The sequence below is a fragment of the Pseudomonas frederiksbergensis genome (genome assembly GCF_001952935.1).
Classification (GTDB): domain Bacteria; phylum Pseudomonadota; class Gammaproteobacteria; order Pseudomonadales; family Pseudomonadaceae; genus Aquipseudomonas; species Aquipseudomonas frederiksbergensis.
Genome location: NZ_CP018319.1, coordinates 3,316,975 through 3,333,302 on the forward strand (window position 1 = coordinate 3,316,975; position 16,328 = coordinate 3,333,302).

Here is a 16,328-nt window from a genome sequence, read left to right on the forward strand (position 1 = left end):
TGTCCTGGCTGCCGTGCGCTAAGCGCATCAGATTCAGGACTTAATTATTGTGGTCTTACCGGTATGTCCAGTGCAGGCGCAGTCTAGGCGCTGTTTTTGGGTGATCGCAAGCAAATTTTGAATGATTGGCATGACCGGTCTTACCAGTTGCGCGCAATGCCCCGACCTTGAGCCTTTTCGCGGTTGTAAAAAAATTGCGGACGAAAAAAAAACCGGCCATCACTGGCCGGTTTTTTCATTGCTGCGGTTTAGCGGGCTGATTAAGCGCCGTACACCGGCAGCTTCTTGCAGATAGCCTTGACCTTCTCACGAACGGCGTCGATCACCGCTTCGTTGTTCAGGTCCGCCAGGATGTCGCAGATCCAGCCGGCCAGTTCTTTGCACTCTGCTTCCTTGAAGCCACGAGTGGTCACAGCCGGAGTACCGAAGCGCAGACCGGAGGTGACGAACGGGGAGCGTGGATCGTTTGGCACGGAGTTCTTGTTCACGGTGATGAACGCTTTGCCCAGAGCGGCGTCGGCGTCTTTACCGGAGATTTCCTGCTTGATCAGCGACAGCAGGAACAGGTGGTTCTGAGTACCGCCCGACACCACGTCGTAACCGCGCTCGATGAACACGCCGGCCATGGCCTGGGCGTTTTTCACCACTTGTTGCTGGTAGGTCTTGAACTCAGGCTGCAGCGCTTCCTTGAAGCAGATCGCTTTGGCGGCGATCACGTGTTCCAGCGGGCCACCCTGGGCGCCCGGGAATACGGCGGAGTTCAGTTTCTTCTCGATGTCGGCGTTGGCGCGAGCCAGGATCAGGCCGCCACGTGGACCGCGCAGGGTCTTGTGCGTGGTGGTGGTCACGACGTCAGCGAAAGGCACCGGGTTCGGGTAGACGCCAGCGGCGACCAGACCGGCCACGTGGGCCATGTCGACGAACAGGTAAGCGCCAACCTTGTCAGCGATTTCGCGGAAACGCGGGAAGTCCAGAATCTGCGAGTAGGCAGAGAAACCGGCCACGATCATTTTCGGCTTGTGCTCAACCGCCAGGCGCTCGACTTCGTCGTAGTCGATCAGGCCGTTGCCGTCGATACCGTACTGAACGGCGTTGTACAGCTTGCCGGAGGAGGAAACGCTGGCACCGTGGGTCAGGTGACCGCCGTGCGCCAGGCTCATGCCCAGGATGGTGTCGCCCGCTTGCAGCAGAGCCAGGTAAACGGCGCTGTTGGCTTGCGAACCAGCGTGTGGCTGAACATTGGCGTAATCGGCGCCGAACAGTTCTTTTGCACGGTCGATGGCCAGTTGCTCGACCACGTCGACGAACTCGCAACCACCGTAGTAACGCTTGCCCGGGTAGCCTTCGGCGTACTTGTTGGTCAGTACCGAGCCTTGAGCTTCCATCACCGCAGGGCTGGTGTAGTTTTCCGAAGCGATCAGCTCAATGTGCTCTTCCTGGCGCTGAGCTTCTTGCTCCATGGCGGCAAAGAGATCGGCGTCGTACTTGGCAATAGTCAAATCACGGCTGAACATGGCGGTCCTCAGGGATCGGGGCAGAAAAGGGGGGCATTCTAACCCAACCGCTTTTAGAAGGCATATGAAAGGACATCATGTCGCGGACAAGTGGGCTTCATGACGGGATCAGCGGTGATTGTGTCGGCAGGTGTTAGGTGATCGTTCCCACGCTCTGCGTGGGAACGATCAATCTCAGTCGAGCATGAAGAGCGCATCATTGCTGAACTGCGCCTCAAACCGGTTCGCCGGCATCGGCCGGCCGAACAGATACCCCTGGACCTCGTCGCAACCATGCTCACGCAGAAAGTCGAGTTGCTCGTGGGTTTCCACGCCCTCGGCTATCACCGCCAGATTGAGGCTGTGGGCCATGGCGATGATCGCGCGGGCAATCTGCGCATCCTGCTCACCCGACGGCAGGCCGTCGACGAAGGTGCGGTCGATTTTCAGCACGTCGATGGGGAACTGCTTGAGGTAGTTGAGCGATGAGTAACCGGTGCCGAAGTCGTCGACCGCGATGCTCAGGCCGAGGTTTTTCAGCCCGGCAAGAATCTGCATCGCTTCGCTGACTTCGCGCATCAGAATACTTTCGGTCAGTTCCAGCTCCAGGCACGCCGGCGGCAGGCCGGTTTCCTTGAGGATATTGGCGATTCGCGTGCCGAGCTGGCCGTCGGAGAATTGCCGGGCGGAAATGTTCACCGATACCTTCGGCACTCGGACCTTGGCCTGATGCCAGGTCTTGAGCTGACGGCAGGCCTCGCTGATCACCCAATCGCCGACATCCACCACCAGGCCGAGTTCTTCGAGCACCGGAATGAAGTCTCCCGGCGGCACCAGACCGCGTCGCGGATGGCGCCAGCGCAGCAAGGCTTCGGCGCCGGTCAGGCGTTTGCCATCGCCGCTGAACTGCGGTTGGTAATACAGCACAAACTCGTCTTGCTCCAAGGCATGACGCAAGTCGCTTTCCAGCTCCAGACGCTCCAGGGCGCTGGCGTTCATGTCGGCCTGATAGAACTGGAAGTTGTTCTTGCCACGCTCCTTGGCGTGATACATCGCGGTGTCGGCGTTTTTCATCAGCTGGCTGAGTTCGTTACCGTCCTGAGGGCTCAGGGCGATGCCGATACTGGCGGTGACGAAGAACTCGCGGCCTTCAAGCACGAACGGTTTCACCAGGCTGGCGAGAATCTGTTCGGCCACATGAATCGCCCGGTTCAAGGCAGTTTCACGGTTGGCCCGCGGTTGCAGCAGCAAGGTGAATTCATCACCGCCCATGCGCGCCACGGTGTCGTCATCATCAACGCAGCCGAGCAGGCGCGTGGCCATTTCCTTGAGCATGCGATCGCCGGCGGCGTGGCCCAGCGAGTCGTTGATCGGCTTGAAGCGGTCCAGGTCGAGGAACATCAGCACCACCCAGGACTTCTGCCGTTCGGCCGATTGCAGCGCCGAGTGCAGGCGATCCTGGAACAGCGTGCGGTTGGGCAAGTGGGTCAGGGCGTCGTAATAGGCGAGGCGGTGAATCCGCTGCTCGCTGGCCTTGCGTTCGCTGATGTCACTGAAGAAACACACGTAGCTGGCCAGATCGCCTTCGTCATCCAGCACCGCCGTGATCCCGACCCAGGCCGGGTAATGCTCGCCATTGCGTCGTTTGAGCCAGACTTCGCCTTCCCACGTGCTGTGCTGATGCAGTTGCTTGAGCACATAACGCAGATGGGCTTCTTGCTGTTCGTCGACGGTCAGCATGTTCGGCAACTGGTCAAGCACCTGCTCCACCGCATAACCGCTGACACGGCTGAAGGCTTCGTTAGCCTGGACGATGTAACCGGCCGGGTCGGTGATCAGGATCGCAGACGTCGAGTGCTCAAATACGGTCGCAGCCATGCGCAGGTCTTTTTCGGCCCGGCGTTGCTGGCTGATGTCGCGACCGACGCCCAGCACGCCTTCGAATGCACCGTGTTCATCCCAGACCAGCACCAGCCGCAGTTCGATCGGAATCTTGCGCCCGTCGGCCCGCAGGCAGTCGAACAAAAACAGTTGGGTCTGCATCTGGCTGCGCAACAGCGCCAGTTGCTCGGGTTTATTCAGTGCTTTGCTGACCCGGTCCATCAGGCTGTAAATGCCGGTCAGTTGTTGCGGGTTGGCGATGGTCGATTGCCAGCCGTTCTGGAAAATCCAGTCGGCGTCGTAGCCCAGCACGGCTTGCACCGACGGGCTGACGTAGTTGAGCGCCATCTTGCTGTCGGTTGAGAAAATCACGTCGCTGATGCTTTCGGCGAGCATCCGGTAGCGCTGCTCGCTGTCGCGCAGGGACTCACTGGCTTCAATCTGATCGGTGATGTCCTTGGCCACGCCGATGATCCGCGTAACCTGATCGTGCTTGTCCCGCGCCAGTGCCTGTTCGCGGATATCGAAGCGCCGCCATTTACCGTCCCGGTGGCGGAAGCGCAGCTGGCATTGCATCAATTGCCTGTAACCGGTCTGCCGCTGGGTCTGGCGCGAGCGGTGGTAGAAGTCGGCATCTTCGGGGTTCAGCAGGATCTCCCAGAAATACTCGCCCATCTGGTGCAGTTCGGTACGGTTGTATCCGAGCGTCTGGCCCAGGTGGTGGTTGCTGAAAATCATTCGCTGGCTGACCACGTCCTGCACGTACAGATGATCCGGCACGGTGCGTACCACGTCGGACCAGAATCCTTCACGCTCTAGCAGCGACAGTTCGACGAGCTTGCGGCTGGTGATGTCGGTGATGCTCAGGATCACCGCTTTGTAATCGTCCTGGTCTTCCGGCAGACGCAGGACCAGCCACAAGTGCTGGTCGCGGCCATTGGCGTCTTGCAATTTGATTTCCAGCTCAAGCTGTTTCTGCCGGTTGAGCACCGCGTCGAGCACTTGATTGCCGATGGCGGTGCCGTCCTGCGGGTTACCGTCGATCAGCAGTTTCCAGGCTTGATCGCAGGTGTTGACGTTGAGCAGTTGCAGGGCGACCAGGTTGACTTCGGTGATGCGCAGTTCCTGCAGCACATGCTGGCGCTGTTGCGGTGCTTCGAGCCAGGCTTTCAGTTGTTCGCTGCTGTGCAGCTGAGCTTTGTCGAAAAAGCTTTTGACCCCTGACACGTCGAGTACACACAATGCGACGCCGGTGCCTTCGAAAATATCCTGGTAGCGTCGGCGGCCTTCGTGCACCTGGCGTTGGCGGCGGCGTATGTTCAGCAGAGCGATGAACGGCAGGAGCGAGAACGCCAGGCCCAGAAGACATTTGCCGATGAACGCCGGCAGCAGGTGTTCGATCACCCGTTGCCGGTCGAACAACCCGCGCAGTTGCCAGTCGCTGCTGCTCAGGGGCACGGTCAGCACGCTGTTGGTCAGCTCATCCGGTGTTATGACCGTCGGTGTGGCCGAGGGCTGCCCATCGTCGCGGCTGATGATCTGGTGATTGATGCGGTTTTCCACCAGCCATAGCGGACGAATACCGGTTTCGTTTTGTTTGGTCAGCGCTGAGAAAAATGTCGGCGTCAGGCGCAGAACCCAATAGCCGCGGGTGCTGCCGCTGGCTTGACGCAGCAGCAGATGCACCACCGAACCGTCATTGGCGTTGCTGAAATAATGGGCCTGGGCGTGACTGCGCCGGACCAGTTCGCTCAGGTAGTCGGCATCGTCGCTGGTGTCGGCACTGTCGGTGAGGACTTTCCCGGAAGGGCTGAGCAACGCAAGGCTGCGCAACTCGGGCAAGGATCTTTGCAGTTTGCGCAGCAGCGCCTGCTGTTCGTCGGCGCTTTGCGGCTGTTCGACGATCGGCAGCAGGTTGAGGGCGATCTGGGCGTTGAGCGCCATGTTCAGGCTGATTTGCGAGGCCAGATCGGCGGTGTAGTCGATGGTGTACTGACGCTGATGTTGTTGGGTGTCGCGCAACTGATCCAGCAACTGCCAGAACAAAAGCGCAAGCAACATCAGGGCGAGCGCCGCCAGCGCGCCCTTCAAGGACCCACGCAAGGGTGAGCCGGTCGCAGGATTGAGTGCGCTCACGGAAGAAGGTGGGGTGACATTAGACAAACTGTAATCCTGCGGTTTGGCTGGACTGGCGCGACGTGCACTATAAGCCGGACGCCCGGAGGGCGGCTAGCATGCCCTGAGTTGTGGCAAAGTGCCAGTCCCGCTCGGCTGGACTGCCTTCCGTCAATCAGGTAGCTTTGCCGGTTACGCGGGAGCGTTCCAGCTCCTAGAATCAGGCTTTTTCAGCGCGCACGCATTGACGACTATCAATCGGACGACGCGCACGGCCTGGCCGGGCATCGCCCGCGCCCCAATCATTCATCGTTCACTGACCCTAGGTTCTCCATGGCTCAATACGTATTCACCATGCATCGGCTGGGTAAAGTTGTTCCGCCGAAGCGGGAAATCCTGAAAAACATTTCGCTGTCGTTCTTCCCGGGCGCCAAGATTGGCGTACTCGGCCTTAACGGTTCGGGTAAGTCCACGCTGTTGAAAATCATGGCAGGCGTCGACACCGAGTTCGAAGGCGAAGCCCGTCCGATGCCGGAACTGAACATCGGCTACCTGCCGCAAGAACCGATCCTGGACCCGACCAAGACCGTGCGTGAAGTGGTTGAGGAAGCGGTCAGCGTGATCAAGAACGCCCAGGCGCGCCTGGACGAGGTCTACGCCGCATACGCCGATGAAGATGCCGACTTCGACAAACTGGCCGCCGAACAGGCCAAGCTCGAAGCCATCCTGCAGGCCAGCGACGGTCACAACCTGGATCGCCAACTGGAAGTCGCCGCCGATGCGCTGCGTCTGCCGGCCTGGGATGCCAAGATTGAATTCCTGTCCGGTGGCGAGAAGCGTCGTGTGGCCCTGTGCCGCCTGCTGCTGTCCGCTCCCGACATGCTGCTGCTCGACGAACCGACCAACCACCTGGACGCCGATTCCGTCGCCTGGCTGGAGCATTTCCTGCACGATTTCCCGGGCACCGTGGTCGCGATCACGCACGACCGATACTTCCTGGACAACGTTGCCGGCTGGATCCTCGAGCTCGACCGCGGCGCCGGTATCCCGTACGAGGGCAACTATTCGGGTTGGCTCGAAGCCAAGTCCGATCGTCTGGCTGCCGAATCCAAGCAGCAGTCGGCCCACGAAAAAGCCATGAAGGAAGAACTGGAGTGGGTGCGCAAAGGCGCCAAGGCCCGCCAGTCCAAATCCAAGGCTCGTCTGCAACGCTTCGAAGAAATGCAATCGCAGGAATTCCAGAAGCGCAGCGAAACCAACGAGATCTACATCCCGGCCGGTCCACGCCTGGGCGACAAGGTCATCGAATTCAAGAACGTTACCAAGGGCTATGGCGATCGCGTGCTGATCGACAACCTGTCGTTCTCCATGCCTAAAGGCGCCATCGTTGGCGTGATCGGCGGTAACGGCGCGGGTAAATCGACCCTGTTCCGCATGCTGATGGGCAAGGAAACGCCGGATTCGGGCAGCATCGAAGTCGGCGAAACCGTGCAACTGGCGTGCGTCGATCAGAGCCGCGAAGACCTGGACGGCAGCAAGACTGTGTTCCAGCAAATCTCCGACGGTTCGGACCAGATCCGCATCGGCAACTACGAGATCCCGTCGCGCACCTACGTCGGTCGCTTCAACTTCAAGGGCGGCGATCAGCAGAAGTTCGTCAAGGACCTGTCCGGTGGTGAGCGTGGTCGCTTGCACCTGGCGCTGACCCTGAAAGAGGGCGGCAACGTCCTGCTGCTCGACGAACCGTCCAACGACCTCGACGTTGAAACCCTGCGTTCCCTGGAAGAAGCCCTGCTGGACTTCCCGGGCGCTGCCATTGTGATCTCTCACGATCGGTGGTTCCTTGACCGCGTCGCGACTCACATCCTGGCGTACGAAGACGACTCGCAAGCGGTGTTCTTCGAAGGCAACTACACCGAGTACGAAGCCGATCGCAAGAAACGCCTCGGCGAAGCGGCTTCCCAGCCGCACCGTGTACGGCACAAGAAACTCGCCTGATTTCAGGTGGGTTGCATGAAAAAGCGGAGCCTTCGGGGCTCCGTTTTTTTTGTCTTTCAGATAGACCGAGGTGCGACATTCGCGAGCAAGCCCGCTCCCACACTGGATTTTCAGTGGACTCTGGATGTGTGTTCACCGGAGATCAAATGTGGGAGCGGGCTTGCTCGCGAAGACGATCTCCAGGACGGTGCAATTCTCCCTTTGTGCATCCCCGTTCAGGTGCAAAAACAGACCAAAACAGGATTAATTTATATCCTGTGCACCATTTAATTTCACAAATGCGACATCTCGCTCTGTTCCTGTGCGCGATTCGTTTGCTAAAGTCCGGCCCAATCTCTTCCAACGACAATAAATTTGCCGAGACTTTTCCATGATCGAATCCGTTGAATCCTTCCTTGCCCGCCTGAAAAAACGCGACCCTGACCAGCCTGAATTCCACCAGGCCGTGGAAGAGGTCCTGCGTAGCCTGTGGCCATTTCTGGAAGCCAATCCACGCTATCTGACGTCGGGCATCCTGGAGCGGATGTGCGAGCCGGAGCGGGCGATCGTTTTCAGGGTTTCCTGGGTCGACGATCAAGGCAAAGTGCAGGTCAATCGCGGATTCCGCATCCAGATGAACAGCGCGATTGGTCCGTACAAGGGCGGGTTGCGTTTCCATCCTTCGGTAAACCTTGGCGTGTTGAAGTTCCTGGCCTTCGAACAGACCTTCAAAAACTCGCTGACTTCGCTGCCGATGGGCGGTGGCAAGGGTGGTTCGGATTTCGATCCCAAAGGCAAAAGCGATGCTGAAGTCATGCGGTTTTGCCAGGCCTTCATGAGCGAGTTGTACCGTCACATCGGCGCAGACGTTGACGTTCCGGCCGGTGATATCGGCGTCGGTGCCCGCGAGATCGGTTTCCTGTTCGGCCAATACAAGCGCCTGAGCAACCAGTTCACCAGCGTGTTGACCGGCAAAGGCCCGAGCTATGGCGGCAGCCTGATTCGCCCGGAAGCCACAGGTTTCGGCTGTGTGTACTTCGCTGAAGAAATGCTCAAGCGCAGCGGTGAAACCGTCGAAGGTAAACGTGTGGCCATTTCGGGTTCCGGCAACGTGGCGCAATACGCGGCGCGCAAGGTCATGGACCTGGGCGGCAAAGTGATTTCGTTGTCCGACTCCGAAGGCACGCTGTACTGCGAAAGCGGTTTGACCGAAGAGCAGTGGCTGGCGGTGCTGGAGCTGAAAAACGTCCAGCGCGGGCGCATCAGTGAACTGGCCGGCCGTTTTGGCCTGGAGTTCAAGGCCGGCCAGCACCCATGGGCGCTGAGTTGCGACATCGCGCTGCCCTGCGCGACACAAAACGAACTGGATGCCGAGGCGGCCCGCACGTTGTTGCGCAACGGCTGCCTCTGCGTAGCGGAAGGCGCGAACATGCCGACCACGCTTGAAGCCGTAGACCTGTTTATCGAGGCGGGAATTCTGTTCGCGCCGGGCAAGGCTTCCAATGCCGGTGGTGTTGCGGTGAGCGGGCTGGAGATGTCGCAGAACGCCATGCGCCTGCTGTGGACCGGGGGTGAAGTGGACAGCAAACTCCACGCGATCATGCAGTCGATCCACCACGCTTGCGTGCATTACGGCGAAGAGAATGGCCGGATCAACTACGTCAAAGGCGCGAACATCGCCGGCTTCGTCAAAGTCGCCGACGCGATGCTCGCCCAAGGCGTGGTTTAAGCCGGCTCGATACGGATGATCTCGATCAACTGATCGCCCGCCGGACGTTGCCACAATACCTCGTCACCGAGTTGCGCCCCGAGCAGCGCCCGGCCCAGCGGTGAACCCCAGTTGATCAGGCCCGCCGACGCGTCGGCCTGATCTTCACCGACCAGTTGCACGGTTTGCTCGGTGTCGTGTTGGTTAGCGAAGGTCACGCGGCTGCCGATCTGCACTTTTTGCGTTGAGTTGGCGGTGGTCACGACCTGAGCGCTTTGCAGGCGCTGCTTGAAATACCGCAAATCCCGTTCAAGGTCCGCCAGGCGCTGCTTGTCGGCGTGCTCACCTTTGGCCGATTGCTCGCTGTGCAGGTGTTGCAATTGGGCGACTTTCACCTGCAACTGGGCCAGCCCGGTGGGCGTGACGTAATTGGGCTGCGCACTGACCTGTCGTTCGACGGGCTGATCGGCTTGCGCGGCGGCGTTATCTTCATTGACGAAGGCACGACTCATGGTTTTCTCCCGTTATAGGGTTTGGGCCATGGTCGCAGGCTTTTAGTTTCGACAGATATCTGTCAGCGACTTATTGCGAGCGAAAAGCACGAGCGGCGTCCTGGTCCTTCTGTTGCTGCCAGGCTTTGTCTCGGTCGTCCCAATGGTGGCTGCGATAATCCTCGCGGTCCTCGCTTTCGCGCATCGCCTGACACTGACGGAAGCCATCGCTCCAGCCCTCGGCGTACTGCTTGTCCTTGAGGTAACGCGGAACGTTTTTACGAAACTCTCCGGTGATTGCCCCCGCCGCTTGCCGGCCACTGCTGCAACCGTCATCGAAGCCATCGGCGAATGCCGGTGGATAACCCTTGGCGATCAAATCTTCGTGGGTCGTCTGGCAACCCGCGATCAACATCAGCAAACCCACCACACCCACGCAACGCCACATCTCAGACTCCCAGACCGTCAACGGCCTATATGAGAAGTCTAGGAGTGGATTCGTGAGGCGTTTGTGAAAGGCCTGTGATTAATCTGTTGGCGTTTTGGCCAGGCGCGCGTGTTCAGACAATTCCTGTTCGATGAACGCAGCGATCATGGCGCGGTAAACCTGCTCCGCTACCGCTGGGCTGGCGCCTGCGCCCTCAGCCAGTGCGCGAACTTTGGCGATGACCTGCTCGACCCGCGCCGGGGCTTTCACCGCGTCGGTGTCCTTCTTGAAACGAGCCGCCTGCGCCACGTAAGCGCCGCGCTCGGCCAGCAGGGTGACCATCTGACGGTCCAGTCGATCAATATTTTGGCGAACGTCTTCGAGGGAGTTGCAGGTAACGACCATGTTGTTCGAGCTCCATTTTTCTACGGGGGACGGATTAATAGTGATACCACTTCACCTCAAGCATCACTTCATTCTCGGGCGAAGCCAGGTGGCTGAATTCGCGCTGGGCACTCAGGCGTAAACCCAGGTTGCGCGACAATTCCCACTGCTGATTCAGACTCACGCTACGGCGCACTTCGCCGTTGGTGAAAAAGTCCCCCTTGGCTTCCAGGCTGAAGTTGCCCAGCGGGTTTTTCCATAGCACGCCGCTGTTGAAACCCGCCGCAGGGGCGATGAAGCCGGCAAAGTCGTTGTTGTGTTCAATGCGCACGGTGCCCAAAGCAAAGCCGAGCATGTCGTCGCCCAGTTGCCAGGTCCCGCCGCCACCGCCATTGACGTGGCTGACCAGGGTTTCGTCGTCATGCTTGCCCGGCACGCGCTCCAGGCCGCCAGTGACTTGCCACGAGAGCGGCTGCAGCAATTCATTGCGCGGGGTCAGGGAGCGGATGGTCGCCAGGTCAAATTGCTGCAACTGCCAGTGATTGCCCTCGTACTGGCGCAGTTTCATTTGCAGGATTTCGATCTGCGCGCCAAGGGGGAAACTTTCGGCGTTGTCGTTAAGGTCGTGATACGCCATGCGCAAGCCGTACTCGCCAAACGCCTTGTCGCCTCGAGTGCCGATACCGGCCTGCCAGGTGCGCGATTCATGGCCATTTTCAGGCAGGCCAGGTTGCGGGATGTCCAGTTCCGGTGCCGGGTTCTGGTTGATCGCCCGCAGCAATTCGAAACTGCGCTGCGCCCGTTGTGAGTCGCGTTCCTGACCGTTGGCGCGGTAGCGCTCCAGGCGATAGGCGGCGTCGATGATCAATGCCTGGCGATCCTTGGGTTGAGCCTTGAACGCCGGTTCTTGCAACTGCTTCTGGTCGGCGCTGACTTTCAGCACCCACTCCTGTTCTTCATGGGTCAACGGTTCGGCGCGGCTCAGCAGTTCACGTTCGCGAGACGGTCGATACTGAATGGATTCCACCAGCCCGGCTTCTTTCACCGCTTTCACGGTGTCGGTAGGAATCGCGGTCAGCGGGAACAGTTCGGTCAATCGCAGGCTCGGGCGGGCCACTTGTAGCAGTTCGAGCAGGCGATACGAGCAGTTTTCATCGAAGAAAAAATAGTCGAACTGGATCTGCTTGAGCTCCCAGACGTGCTCGACCATGCGCTCGGTTTCTGCCTGGGTCAGATTGAGGCGGTATTCCCACAGATCGCGATTCTCCAGGCTGCGGTATTCCGAGAGTTTTTCCTGATAAGGCACCAGGGCAAACAGACCGGGATAGCCGCCCATCAAGCCTTTCCAGGCATACAGGATGCTGTTGTCCGAGCCTTCGATGTACGCGCCGAAGTTGATGGCATAACTGAGCAGGGCGGTTTGATCGCTCTGCACATTGGCCTGGTCGATGCGCAGCAACGTGTGGCCGAACATCGATGACGGACTGTTCAGATACGCCGCCGGGAAAATCATCACCGCACTGTGGGGCGAGACATCCTTGAACCATTGCTTGAATTCGGTGCAGGGAGGCGTCGGCAGATCGGTCAGGTTGAGCTGTGCCTTGAGCCAGCGGGTACGGGCCGGGTAGACGCATTGCGCATGTTTTTCGCCCGCACTGGCCGGGGCGTACAGCGCTTGCACAGTGGCCGCCAGCTCGCGGTCAGGATGTTGATTGCCGTCGGCGGCGAGGAAGAATTTACTGTCGCTGACATAGCTGCGCCAGCCGCCGAGTTTGGCGGTTTCGTAGTGACCCAGGGAAATCCAGAAGGGATCATTGGCCAGTTGCTGCAAACGTTGATGGTCGATTTTGGGCGTGGCAGACAGCGGGGCGCAGACACAGAGCGCCAGCCAGGCAAGGCGTTTGAGCATAGTGGGCAACTTAAGTCGGAAGAAACAAAGACCCGAAGGGGCAGGCCAAAAGGGCCAGGTTCAAAAAATAAAGCCCGCTCCCCGAAAGGAGCGGGCGGGTCGAGCTTAAGCTTGAGTGGCGTACTTGGCCAGACGCGGATCGCTCTTCAGAACGGCCAGGGTGTTGGTATGCACGTCGTCAGCGGTCACGTCAGCCTTGCTGAAGATCTGCTGGAAGTGCTCATGAGTGACGGCGGCGAAATGCGCACGGTCTTCCGGCGCCACGCCCAGTACCACAGCGTAAGTGGTCAGCGCTTCGCCCTGACCTTTAGCCATGTCTTCGGACAGCTCGTTCATCATGCCATTCATGGCAATCCAGGATTTGCCGCCATAGGTCAGCGACGCATTGGTCGAGCAACCGTTGGTACCCGAGGTCATACCGAACGTTGCGTTGCCGGAAGTGCCGTTGGTGGTGGATGCCAGGAAGTGAGCCGGGGTGCCACGCTGACCTTCGAACAGCATGTTGCCCCAACCGCAATCCGGGCCGCCTGGCGCCTGAGCCATGGCATTGAGGGATACAGCGGTGAAGAGAGTACCGAGAAGAATCCGTTTCATAGCTTTGTTCTCTTTATGTGCATACCAATGGACAAGGGGTCTGGCCCAATCTGGCGCCAGTGGGCCGGTTATCGTTCCAGCCGCGCAGTTTGGAGTTTAGGCACGTTCCTGAGGTTCCGTTATTTTTTGCATAACATTCGTTGAAAACGTTGATTTAGACCCCGCCCGCGCGTCAATACCGCTTTGTCTATGCTTTGGCCAGAGGCGCGCCTTGCAAGTGAGGTATGGGCAGCGCCAGAATGCCGCTATCTGCCCCGCCTGATGTAAGGAAGCCCGATGTCTGATCCTGTTGCTGCCAGCTTGCGTCTAGCGCCTGAAGCGCTGACCCGTCCGTTTTCCGCTGAACAGTTCAGCTTCTCTACCACCAATGATCTGGAGCCCTTCCGCGGTGTGCTTGGCCAGGAACGTGCGGTCGAAGCCTTGCAGTTCGGTGTGGCGATGCCACGCCCCGGTTACAACGTATTCGTCATGGGCGAGCCCGGCACCGGCCGGTTTTCGTTCGTCAAACGCTACTTGAGAGCCGAAGGCAAACGCCTGCAGACCCCGGCCGACTGGGTCTACGTCAATAATTTCGATGATCCTCGCGAACCTCGAGCATTGGAGTTGCCGTCGGGCACTGCTGGCGCCTTTATCGATGACATCAACGGCTTGATCGACAACCTGCTGGCGACTTTTCCAGCCGTGTTCGAACACCCGTCCTACCAGCAAAAGAAAAGCGCCATCGACCGCGCCTTCAACCAGCGTTACGACAAAGCGCTGGACGTTATCGAGCGCCTGGCGCTGGAGAAGGACGTTGCGCTGTACCGCGACAGCACCAATATCGCCTTCACGCCGATGAGCGAAGGCAAAGCTGTGGACGAAGCCGAATTTGCCCAGTTGCCGGAAGCCGATCGCGAGCGTTTTCACGACGACATTGCATGGCTGGAAGAGCGGCTGAACGAAGAACTCGCCAGCCTGCCGCAGTGGAAGCGTGAGTCGAGCAATCAACTGCGCCAGCTCAACGAAGAAACCATCACCCTGGCCTTGCAGCCATTGCTTTCTCCATTGTCGGAGAAGTATGCGGAAAACGCGGCGGTCTGCGGTTACTTGCAAGCGATGCAGGTGTACCTGCTCAAGACTGTGGTCGAGCAATTGGTGGACGACAGCAAGACCGACGCCATCGCCCGCAAGTTGCTGGAAGAGCAATACGCGCCGAGCCTGGTGGTTGGTCATCCGTTCAGCGGCGGTGCGCCAGTGGTCTTTGAGCCGCACCCGACTTACGAAAACCTGTTCGGCCGCATCGAGTACACCACCGATCAGGGCGCGCTCTACACCACGTATCGACAGTTGCGTCCGGGTGCACTGCACCGCGCCAACGGCGGCTTCCTGATTCTTGAAGCGGAAAAAATGCTCAGCGAGCCGTTCGTGTGGGACGCGCTCAAACGCGCGCTGCAATCGCGCAAACTGAAAATGGAATCGCCGCTGGGCGAGATGGGCCGTTTCGCGACCGTGACCCTTAATCCGCAACATATTCCGTTGCAGGTCAAAGTCGTGATCATTGGTGCCCGACAGCTTTACTACACGCTGCAGGACCTCGATCCGGACTTCCAGGAGATGTTCCGCGTCCTGGTGGACTTCGACGAAGACATTCCGATGGTCGATGAGAGCCTGGAGCAGTTCGCCCAGTTGCTCAAGACCCGCACCTCCGAGGAAGGCATGGCGCCGCTGACCGCTGATGCGGTGGCGCGCCTGGCGACTTACAGTGCTCGCCTGGCTGAGCACCAGGGGCGTTTGTCGGCGCGAATCGGTGATCTGTTCCAACTGGTCAGCGAGGCGGATTTCATTCGCCAACTGGCCAGTGACGAAATGACCGACGCCGGGCACATCGAACGTGCGCTCAAGGCCAAGGCCACGCGAACCGGGCGCGTCTCGGCGCGGATTCTCGATGACATGCTGGCCGGGATCATCCTGATCGACACGGACGGCGCAGCGGTGGGCAAATGCAACGGGCTGACAGTGCTGGAGGTCGGTGACTCGGCGTTCGGTGTGCCGGCGCGGATTTCCGCCACGGTGTATCCGGGCGGTAGCGGCATCGTCGACATCGAGCGCGAGGTCAATCTTGGCCAGCCGATTCACTCCAAGGGCGTGATGATCCTCACCGGGTATCTGGGCAGCCGATACGCCCAGGAGTTCCCGCTGGCGATTTCCGCGAGTATCGCCCTGGAGCAATCCTACGGTTACGTCGATGGCGATAGTGCATCGTTGGGCGAGGCTTGCACGCTGATTTCGGCGCTGTCGAAAACTCCGCTCAAACAGTGTTTTGCGATCACCGGTTCGATCAACCAGTTCGGTGAAGTGCAGGCGGTGGGCGGGGTCAACGAGAAGATCGAAGGCTTCTTCCGGCTCTGCGAAGCCCGCGGGTTGACCGGCGAGCAGGGAGCAATCATTCCCCACGCCAACGTTGCCACGCTGATGCTCGACGAGAAAGTGCTGACGGCGGTGCGCGCGGGGCAGTTCCACGTTTACGCCGTGCGCCAGGCTGATGAAGCCCTGAGCCTGTTGGTCGGCGAACCGGCCGGTGCGCCGGACGCCGATGGCCAGTTCCCTGAAGGCAGCGTTAACGCGCGGGTGGTGGAACGCTTGCGGGTCATCGCAGAAATGATCAGCGAAGAAGACCTCAAGGAAGCCGAGAAAGAAGCTGCGCAGGAAGCCCTGGTCGAGGCCAAGCCGGCCTAAACGGTGATCGTTCCCACGCTCTGCGTGGGAACGCCTCCTGTGACGCTCCGCGTCACACTTTCAGGGACGCGGAGCGTCCCGGGCTGCATTCCCACGCAGAGCGTGGGAACGATCAGTGCCATCACTCTGACGTCAATATTCACACAATGACCATTCGGCGCCTTCTGGTCCCGCTTGACGTGCTAGTCAGACTTTTCCTCTATTCTCAGGTCAAGGATATCGACAGTAATCACTGGATCGAGACAGCCCTCCCGTGGGGGTTGAATACCGGATCTACCGAGGGTCGCCGCCATGTCGCGCAACCTCTGCCTTACCCGTCAATGCCTGGGCCTTGTGACCCGTATCGAGTGCGCCATCCGCCCATTGGCGGGGGATACGGGCATGTGGACCTTACTCTTCGCCGCCGGAATGGCCGGCGAACAACCTTCTGCCATTAAAGCCCAAGGCCCGTTTCATGGCCCCTTTGTGGCTGAGTCGATTCTCGACACCATCGTTGAAAGTCTCACTCTGCACGGCTATGAGCTGGCCGATGATCCGCAAATCTGGTGCCTGCACCTGCAAGCTCAGTTGCGGGAAATCAATGGTGGCCGCTGCCGCAACTCTGGAGGCTTCGAGTTTCGGCCCGAGCATTGAA

General features: G+C 59.5%; 11 protein-coding genes. 4 read left to right on the forward strand and 7 right to left on the reverse strand.

Annotation, left to right across the window (positions count from 1 at the left end):
* Positions 1–260: 260 nt before the first annotated feature.
* Entirely contained in the window at positions 261–1,514 is a 1,254-nt protein-coding gene (glyA, locus tag PFAS1_RS15370) for a serine hydroxymethyltransferase (protein WP_033054266.1), read from the reverse strand.
* 174 nt (positions 1,515–1,688) lie between these two features.
* Positions 1,689–5,537: a sensor domain-containing protein gene (locus PFAS1_RS15375; protein ID WP_076029683.1), complete on the reverse strand. Its 3,849-nt coding sequence runs from the start codon at positions 5,535–5,537 to the stop codon at positions 1,689–1,691.
* A 285-nt stretch (positions 5,538–5,822) separates the two neighbouring features.
* Here PFAS1_RS15375 and ettA point away from each other — a divergent pair, with 285 nt between their 5' ends.
* Both ettA and gdhA read left to right on the forward strand, forming a co-directional pair.
* Positions 5,823–7,487, forward strand: coding sequence for an energy-dependent translational throttle protein EttA (ettA, locus tag PFAS1_RS15380; RefSeq protein WP_074871060.1), 1,665 nt, complete (start codon positions 5,823–5,825; stop codon positions 7,485–7,487).
* 370 nt (positions 7,488–7,857) lie between these two features.
* Positions 7,858–9,195 (forward strand): NADP-specific glutamate dehydrogenase, encoded by a 1,338-nt coding sequence (gdhA, locus tag PFAS1_RS15390; RefSeq protein WP_076029685.1) that lies wholly within the window; start codon positions 7,858–7,860, stop codon positions 9,193–9,195.
* On the opposite strand, the gene PFAS1_RS15395 is transcribed toward gdhA, so the two are convergent.
* The 5 genes from PFAS1_RS15395 to PFAS1_RS15415 all read right to left on the reverse strand — a co-directional run bounded on the left by PFAS1_RS15395 (position 9,192) and on the right by PFAS1_RS15415 (position 12,979).
* The gene (locus PFAS1_RS15395; RefSeq protein ID WP_076029686.1) at positions 9,192–9,686 is read right to left on the reverse strand and encodes a GreA/GreB family elongation factor; all 495 of its coding nucleotides are present in this window, start codon (positions 9,684–9,686) and stop codon (positions 9,192–9,194) included. The genes gdhA and PFAS1_RS15395 overlap by 4 nt on opposite strands.
* 70 nt (positions 9,687–9,756) lie before the next feature.
* Entirely contained in the window at positions 9,757–10,113 is a 357-nt protein-coding gene (locus PFAS1_RS15400; RefSeq protein WP_074871055.1) for a hypothetical protein, read from the reverse strand.
* Between the two features lie 78 nt (positions 10,114–10,191).
* Positions 10,192–10,497, reverse strand: coding sequence for a chorismate mutase (locus PFAS1_RS15405; RefSeq protein ID WP_076029687.1), 306 nt, complete (start codon positions 10,495–10,497; stop codon positions 10,192–10,194).
* 34 nt (positions 10,498–10,531) lie between these two features.
* On the reverse strand, positions 10,532–12,385 hold the full coding sequence (locus PFAS1_RS15410) for an Lnb N-terminal periplasmic domain-containing protein (protein ID WP_076029688.1): 1,854 nt from the start codon (positions 12,383–12,385) through the stop codon (positions 10,532–10,534).
* A 105-nt stretch (positions 12,386–12,490) separates the two neighbouring features.
* On the reverse strand, positions 12,491–12,979 hold the full coding sequence (locus tag PFAS1_RS15415) for a DUF3015 domain-containing protein (protein WP_017340868.1): 489 nt from the start codon (positions 12,977–12,979) through the stop codon (positions 12,491–12,493).
* Positions 12,980–13,255: 276 nt separating this feature from the next.
* On the opposite strand from PFAS1_RS15415, the gene PFAS1_RS15420 reads away from it, so the two are divergent.
* Entirely contained in the window at positions 13,256–15,694 is a 2,439-nt protein-coding gene (locus tag PFAS1_RS15420; RefSeq protein ID WP_074871050.1) for a Lon protease family protein, read from the forward strand.
* A gap of 291 nt (positions 15,695–15,985) precedes the next feature.
* Positions 15,986–16,327: a PA4575 family protein gene (locus tag PFAS1_RS15425; protein ID WP_074871047.1), complete on the forward strand. Its 342-nt coding sequence runs from the start codon at positions 15,986–15,988 to the stop codon at positions 16,325–16,327.
* The last annotated feature ends 1 nt before the right edge of the window (position 16,328 follow it).